Raw genomic sequence first — 5,746 nt, 5'->3', positions numbered from 1 at the left:
AGTGCCGGCCCCAACTCTTCCCACAGTGATTGATATGCCGGCACATCGCCCTCGCTTGACCCTTTTCGACCTGGACCACACGTTGCTGCCCCTCGACTCCGACTACGAGTGGGGCGAATTCACCATCCGCATCGGCTGGAACGATCCGGTCGAGTTCGCGCGCCGCAACGACGAGTTCTACGCCCATTACCAGGCCGGCACGCTCGATGTGCATGACTACGTGCGGTTTGCCACCGAGGCCGTGCGCCGGCGCGGGCCCGAAGCCGCCCAAGCCGCCCACGCGCAATTCATGCGCGAGGTGATCGCTCCCGCCATCCGGCCGCAGGCGCTCGAACTGCTGCGCCAGCACCAGGCCGCCGGCGACGAGGTGCTCATCATCACGGCCACCAACGAATTCGTGACCCAGCCCATCGCGCAGGCCCTGGGCGTGCAAGAATTGCTGGCCATGCGGCTGGCGCGGGATTCCTGTGGCTGGTACACGGGCGAGATTGACGGCATTCCCACCATGCGCGAAGGCAAGGTGCGGCGCATGGAACAATGGCTGGCCGAGAGGCGGCTGTCGTGGGGCGATGTCGAGAGCACGTTCTACAGCGATTCCATGAACGACGTGCCCTTGCTGGAGAAGGTCGATCACCCCGTTGCGACCAACCCCGATGCCCGTCTGAGAGCGCTGGCGCAGGACCGTGGCTGGCGCATACTGGACCTGTTTGCGGCCGGCCCGGCCACGGATGCGCAGCCCGCCGCCGCGCGGGATGGTGCCCCCTGAAGCCGCACCCCGCCTGCCTGTTGGCGCCGGTTCACCTGTTTACTGCATACCCATGATCAAGAAGTTCATCGACAAACTGCTGGGCAAATCGACGCCCGGCACCTCGGGCGGCAAGCCCCATTTCGGCAAGCGCGAAGAGGTGCCCGCCTCGGTCCACGGCATCAACCCCGAGCTGGTGGACCGCCGCGCGGCCGAGGTGGTGGCCACGCTCAAGCAGGCGGGTTTTGAGGCCTACATCGTGGGCGGAGCCGTGCGCGACCTGCTGCTGGGCCTGCGCCCCAAGGACTTCGACGTGGCCACCAATGCCACGCCCGAGCAGGTCAAGGGGCTGTTCCGCCGCGCGTTCATCATCGGCAAGCGTTTTCGCATCGTGCACGTGGTGCATGGACGGGGGCGCGAGCACGAGGTGATCGAGGTCTCCACCTTCCGCGCGTACCTCGACAACTCGGCCGCAGGCCAGGTCAGTGGCAACGAAAAGACCAGCAAGGCGCAGCTTTCGGGCATGCAGCACGCGGTGGATGCCAGCGGCCGGGTGCTGCGCGACAACGTATGGGGCCCTCAGGACGAAGACGCCACGCGCCGCGACTTCACCGTGAACGCCATGTACTACGACCCGGTGAGCCAGATCGTGGTGGACTACCACAAGGGCCTGCAGGACGCCAAGAAGAAGACGCTGCGCATGATCGGCGACCCGGCCACGCGCTACCGCGAAGACCCGGTGCGCATCATCCGCGCCGTGCGTTTTGCCGCCAAGCTCAGTGCGCTGGGCTTCACGCTGGACGCCAAGACGGCCGCGCCGCTGGTGCAGTCCCAGCAGCTCCTGCAAGACGTGCCGCAGAGCCGCATGTTCGACGAGATGCTCAAGCTGCTGCAGACCGGGCATGCCATCGCCACGATTGCGCAGCTGCGCAAGCTGGGCATGGCCACGGGCATCTACCCGCTGCTGGACGTGGTGGTGGAGCGCGCCGACACGCCCTTCGTGAACGCCGCCCTCACCGATACCGACCGCCGTGTGGGCGAAGGCAAGCCCGTGGCGCCCAGCTTCCTGCTGGCCTGCGTGCTCTGGGAAGACGTGCGCAAGGGCTGGACCGAGCGCCTGAACCAGCGCCAGCACCCGCTGCCCGCGCTGCAGGACGCGATCGACGACGTGTTCGACAAGCGCATTGGCGACGTGTCAGGCCGCGGCAAGCTGGCCGCCGACATGCGCGAGATCTGGGTGATGCAGCCGCGCTTTGAGAAGCGCGTGGGCAGCGGACCCTTTGGCATGGTGGCCCAGCCGCGCTTTCGCGCCGGATTCGACTTTCTGCGCCTGCGGGCCGACATTGGCGAAGTGGAAGAAGCGCTGGCCGAGTGGTGGCAGGACTTCCAGGGGGCCAGCGACGACCGCCGCGACGACCTCATGGACCAGGCCCGTGAAGAACAGAAGGCGCGCCAGAAGGCGCAGCCCGTGGTACGCCGCGTGCCTCGCAGTGCGCCGACGGCCCCGGCAGGCAACGCCGCACCCAGCCCCGCATCTGCGGACGATGTCGGACCCCTGGCAGACGGCGAAGCGCCCAAGAAGCGCCGCCGCCGCCGTCGCAAGCCGGCTGGCGGCAGTGGCGAGGGCGCGGCTGCCGTAGCGGCAGGCGAGTAAAGAGGGGGGCTGTCCGCATGGTGGAGGGCGACACCCTCGGCGCGGTTGAAGCCTGGGTCGGTCTGGGGGCCAACTTGGGCGACCGGCTGGACAGCCTGCGCAGCGCGCTCAAGGCCATTGCCGCGCTGCCAGGGACGCGTGTGCTGCGGGTGTCGTCGCTGTATCGCAGCGCGCCTGTGGATGCGGGCGGCCCCGACTACCTCAACGCCGTGGCGCAACTCGAGACCACTCTGGCGCCCGAAGCACTGCTGATGCGGCTGCAGGAGATCGAGCACGCATGCGGGCGCGAGCGCCCCTACCGCAACGCGCCGCGCACGCTCGACCTGGACATCCTGCTGTTCAACGATCAGGTGATCAACACCCCCGCGCTGGCTGTGCCGCACCCGCGCATGTACGAGCGCGCGTTCGTGCTGCTGCCGTTGGCCGAACTGGCACCCACACGCGTGCCGGCGCAGCAACTGGCGGCCGTGGCCGCGCAGCGCATCGAGCAGATGCAGGACGCCGGCTGGTCGCACGTGTAGCCGCCTCAAGGCAGACAGTACGGCTGCTATTGAAAAAGTAGCTATTGGCGTATATGGGGCCTGCGCATGGTCTCCATTGGCTTTGAAAAACCGGTACGCCAGATCCCCTGGGCAGACGACTGGCCATCAAGGGACGCCGGACTCCCAAGGGCCACCCATAGCGGCCAATCGCAGCACCCGGGGGCCGTGGCCAGGCGTCCTTGCCCTGTGCGGCGTCCTTGCCCTGTGCGGCATCCTTGCCCCGTGCGGTGTCCGATCCCAATGGCGCGTGTCCGCCCTGGCGCTGGACACTGTCCGCGCGTCAGTCCACCTTGGCGCCCGACGCCTTCACCAGTTGCTGGTATTTGGCGCGTTCGCTGGCCATGAAGGCATCGAATTGCTCAGGGGTGGTGGGTACGGGCTCGGCCAGCAGCGCGCCAAAGCGGGTCTTGGTTTCGGGCGCGTTGAGCGCCGCCACGAAGGCCTTGTTCAGCTTGGCGATCACGGGCTTGGGCGTGCCGGCGGGGGCCACCAGGCCCCACCAGGTGTCGATCGCGAACCCCTTGAACGTGTTCGACAGCGGCGGCACGCCGGGCAGGGCGGGGCTTTCATGCAGGCTGGTCACGGCCAGGGCCTTGAGCTTGCCGGCGCGGATGTTGGGCGCGGCGGTGGAGAGGTTGTCGATGTTGAAGTCCACCTCGCCGCTCAGCAGGGCCAGCTGGGCCGGGTTACCGCCGCGGTAGGGGATGTGCAGGGCAAAAATGCCCGCGCGCTGCTTGAACATCTCGCCCGCCAGGTGTCCAGCGCTGCCATTGCCGCCGCTGCCGTAGTTGAGCTTGGCGGGGTTGGCCTTGGCGTAGGCGATCAGGTCGGCCACGGTGTTGATCTTCAGTTGCGCTGCCTTGTCGGCATTCATGACCAGCACGTTGGGCACGCGCACCATCTGCGTGATGCCGGCAAAGTCCTTGGCGGCGTCGTAGGGCATGCGGGCATACAGCCAGGGGTTCACGGCATGCGTGGCGGTGGCCGCGATGCCGATGGTCAGTCCGTCGGGCGCTGCCTTGGCAATGGCGTCGGCCCCGATGTTGCCGCCCGCGCCGCCCTTGTTGTCGATGATCACCGTGCCCAGCGATTCACGCACCCGCTCGGCCAGCGCGCGTGCCGTCACATCCAGCGGGCCGCCGGGGGCATAGGGCACGATCAGGCGGATGGGCGCTTCCTGCGCCATGGCCAGTGAAGAAGAGAAAACCGCTGCGGTAGCGGCACTTGCGAGAAGGATGTTTCGGCGGTTCATGGCTCCATTGTGCAAAAAATGAAACTGCCCTCACGAAGGAGGGGTGGGGTTTGGGGCTTTGCGGGTGCTGGCACCGGCTTAAGGCACCGGCAGCCGGGGGCTGGCATCCGGCCCGGTGCGCACCTGCCGCCGGCTTCAGCCGTGCTTGTCGGCCTCGGACGTGAACGAATCGGCAAAAAATTCCTCGGGCGGCAGGCCGCGTTCGGCGCTGTAGGCGGTGCGTGCCGAGTCCACGACGATGGGGGCGCCGCAGGCATACACCTGGTGGCCTGACAGGTCGGCAAAGTCCTGCATCACGGCCTGGTGCACAAAGCCGGTGCGGCCCGTCCAGCCGTCTTCGGGCAGCGCATCGGACACCACGGGCACGTAGGTAAGGTGGGGCATTTCGGCGGCGCGCGCCAGCACCCAGTCGTGCAGGTAAAGGTCGCCGGGCCGGCGGCCGCCCCAGTACAGCGTGGCAGGGCGTGTGATGCCCTTGAACTGCATGTGCTCGATCAGGGCCTTGACGGGCGCAAACCCGGTGCCCGAAGCCAGCAGCACGATGGGTTTGGCCGAGTCTTCGCGCAGGAAGAAGCTGCCGAACGGGCCTTCCACGCGCAGGATTTCTTTTTCCTTCATGGCGCCGAATACGTGGTCGGTGAATTTGCCGCCAGGCATGTGGCGGATGTGCAGCTCCAGCCCGGGCGCTTCGGCCTGGGTGTGGGGCGCGTTGGCCATCGAGTAGGCCCGGCGTGCGCCGTCGCGCAGAATGAACTCGATGTATTGCCCCGCGTGGTAGCGGAATGTGTCGTTCGCAGGCAGTTGCAGGCGCACCTGCATGACGTCGTGCGATTTCTTCTCGAAGGCAGCCACGCGCACGGGCATCTTCTTGACGGGGTAGGCACTCTCGTCGGTGACCTGGCGCGATTCGAGCACCACGTCGGTCAGTGGCTGGGCGCAGCAGGTCAGCACGAACCCAGCGGCTTCTTCGTCGGCCGTGAGGGCCTTGGACTGGTGCTCGCCATGGTGCACGGCGCCGCTGATCTTCTTGCATTTGCACGAGCCGCAGGCGCCGTCCTTGCAGCCGTAGGGCAGGCCGACGCCACTGTGGATGGCGGCCGCCAGGATGGCTTCGCCTGCCTGGGCTGTGAATGCGCGGCCACTGGGCTGCACGGTGATCTGGAAAGCTGCGGCAGCAGTGTCGGCGCTGGTCATGTTGTGGGTATCCTTGGACTATTCTTCAAGCTGTCTTCATGCGAATGCCCCCGATTTTGCCCGCAGAACCTGATCGTCCCCTTAACCGTGCAGGCGCCACGACCTGGTGCAAGGCACCAGCGCGCAGCGGCGGCGCGTGCCCAGCCGTGCTGTCGCAGGAGGCCACATGAGCACGGTGGCAGTCACCAGTGGGTTGGGGGCGCTGCCCTCGCGGTTTCGCCGCGAGCGCCTGCTCATCGTGGGCTATGGCGACGTGGGGCAGCGCGTGGCACGCACCCTGTTGAGTGGCCCCCGGAGCCGGGCGGCTGCGCGTGCTGGCGCTCACCTCGCAGGCAGAGCGGCTGCCCCGCCTGCGCGCG

The 5,746-nt window shown here is 67.6% G+C and carries 5 protein-coding genes and 1 pseudogene; 4 read left to right on the top strand and 2 right to left on the bottom strand.

What is annotated here, in order from left to right:
- The first annotated feature begins 34 nt into the window (after positions 1-34).
- The 3 genes from ACDELDRAFT_RS18265 to folK are packed head-to-tail and all read left to right on the top strand — an operon-like array spanning position 35 to position 2,920.
- Positions 35-766, top strand: coding sequence for an HAD family hydrolase (locus ACDELDRAFT_RS18265; protein WP_005799474.1), 732 nt, complete (start codon positions 35-37; stop codon positions 764-766).
- A 52-nt stretch (positions 767-818) separates the two neighbouring features.
- Positions 819-2,399, top strand: coding sequence for a polynucleotide adenylyltransferase PcnB (gene pcnB / locus ACDELDRAFT_RS18260; protein WP_005799473.1), 1,581 nt, complete (start codon positions 819-821; stop codon positions 2,397-2,399).
- A gap of 17 nt (positions 2,400-2,416) precedes the next feature.
- Complete coding sequence (gene folK, locus ACDELDRAFT_RS18255; protein WP_005799472.1) at positions 2,417-2,920, top strand: 2-amino-4-hydroxy-6-hydroxymethyldihydropteridine diphosphokinase; 504 nt, start codon at positions 2,417-2,419, stop codon at positions 2,918-2,920.
- Between the two features lie 301 nt (positions 2,921-3,221).
- On the opposite strand, the gene ACDELDRAFT_RS18250 is transcribed toward folK, so the two are convergent.
- Together ACDELDRAFT_RS18250 and ACDELDRAFT_RS18245 are read right to left on the bottom strand one after the other, a co-directional pair.
- A complete protein-coding gene (locus tag ACDELDRAFT_RS18250; RefSeq protein WP_040329882.1) occupies positions 3,222-4,193 on the bottom strand; it encodes a Bug family tripartite tricarboxylate transporter substrate binding protein in 972 nt (323 codons plus the stop codon).
- A 135-nt stretch (positions 4,194-4,328) separates the two neighbouring features.
- On the bottom strand, positions 4,329-5,387 hold the full coding sequence (locus ACDELDRAFT_RS18245; RefSeq protein WP_005799470.1) for a CDP-6-deoxy-delta-3,4-glucoseen reductase: 1,059 nt from the start codon (positions 5,385-5,387) through the stop codon (positions 4,329-4,331).
- Between the two features lie 166 nt (positions 5,388-5,553).
- On the opposite strand from ACDELDRAFT_RS18245, the pseudogene ACDELDRAFT_RS25845 reads away from it, so the two are divergent.
- A pseudogene (locus ACDELDRAFT_RS25845) lies at positions 5,554-5,746 on the top strand (SDR family NAD(P)-dependent oxidoreductase); the annotation flags it as partial.

This window comes from Acidovorax delafieldii 2AN (genome assembly GCF_000175235.1).
GTDB classification, from domain to species: Bacteria; Pseudomonadota; Gammaproteobacteria; order Burkholderiales; family Burkholderiaceae_C; genus Acidovorax; species Acidovorax delafieldii_B.
This window is presented reverse-complemented; position numbering and strand designations above follow the sequence as displayed.

Bases quoted from the DNA above. Each gene is read 5' to 3' on its own strand.
- ACDELDRAFT_RS18265 (WP_005799474.1), top strand. From the start codon at position 35: ATGCCGGCACATCGCCCTCGCTTGACCCTTTTCGACCTGGACCACACG.
- folK (WP_005799472.1), top strand. From the start codon at position 2,417: ATGGTGGAGGGCGACACCCTCGGCGCGGTTGAAGCCTGGGTCGGTCTG.
- pcnB (WP_005799473.1), top strand. From the start codon at position 819: ATGATCAAGAAGTTCATCGACAAACTGCTGGGCAAATCGACGCCCGGC.
- ACDELDRAFT_RS18245 (WP_005799470.1), bottom strand. From the start codon at position 5,387: ATGACCAGCGCCGACACTGCTGCCGCAGCTTTCCAGATCACCGTGCAG.
- ACDELDRAFT_RS18250 (WP_040329882.1), bottom strand. From the start codon at position 4,193: ATGAACCGCCGAAACATCCTTCTCGCAAGTGCCGCTACCGCAGCGGTT.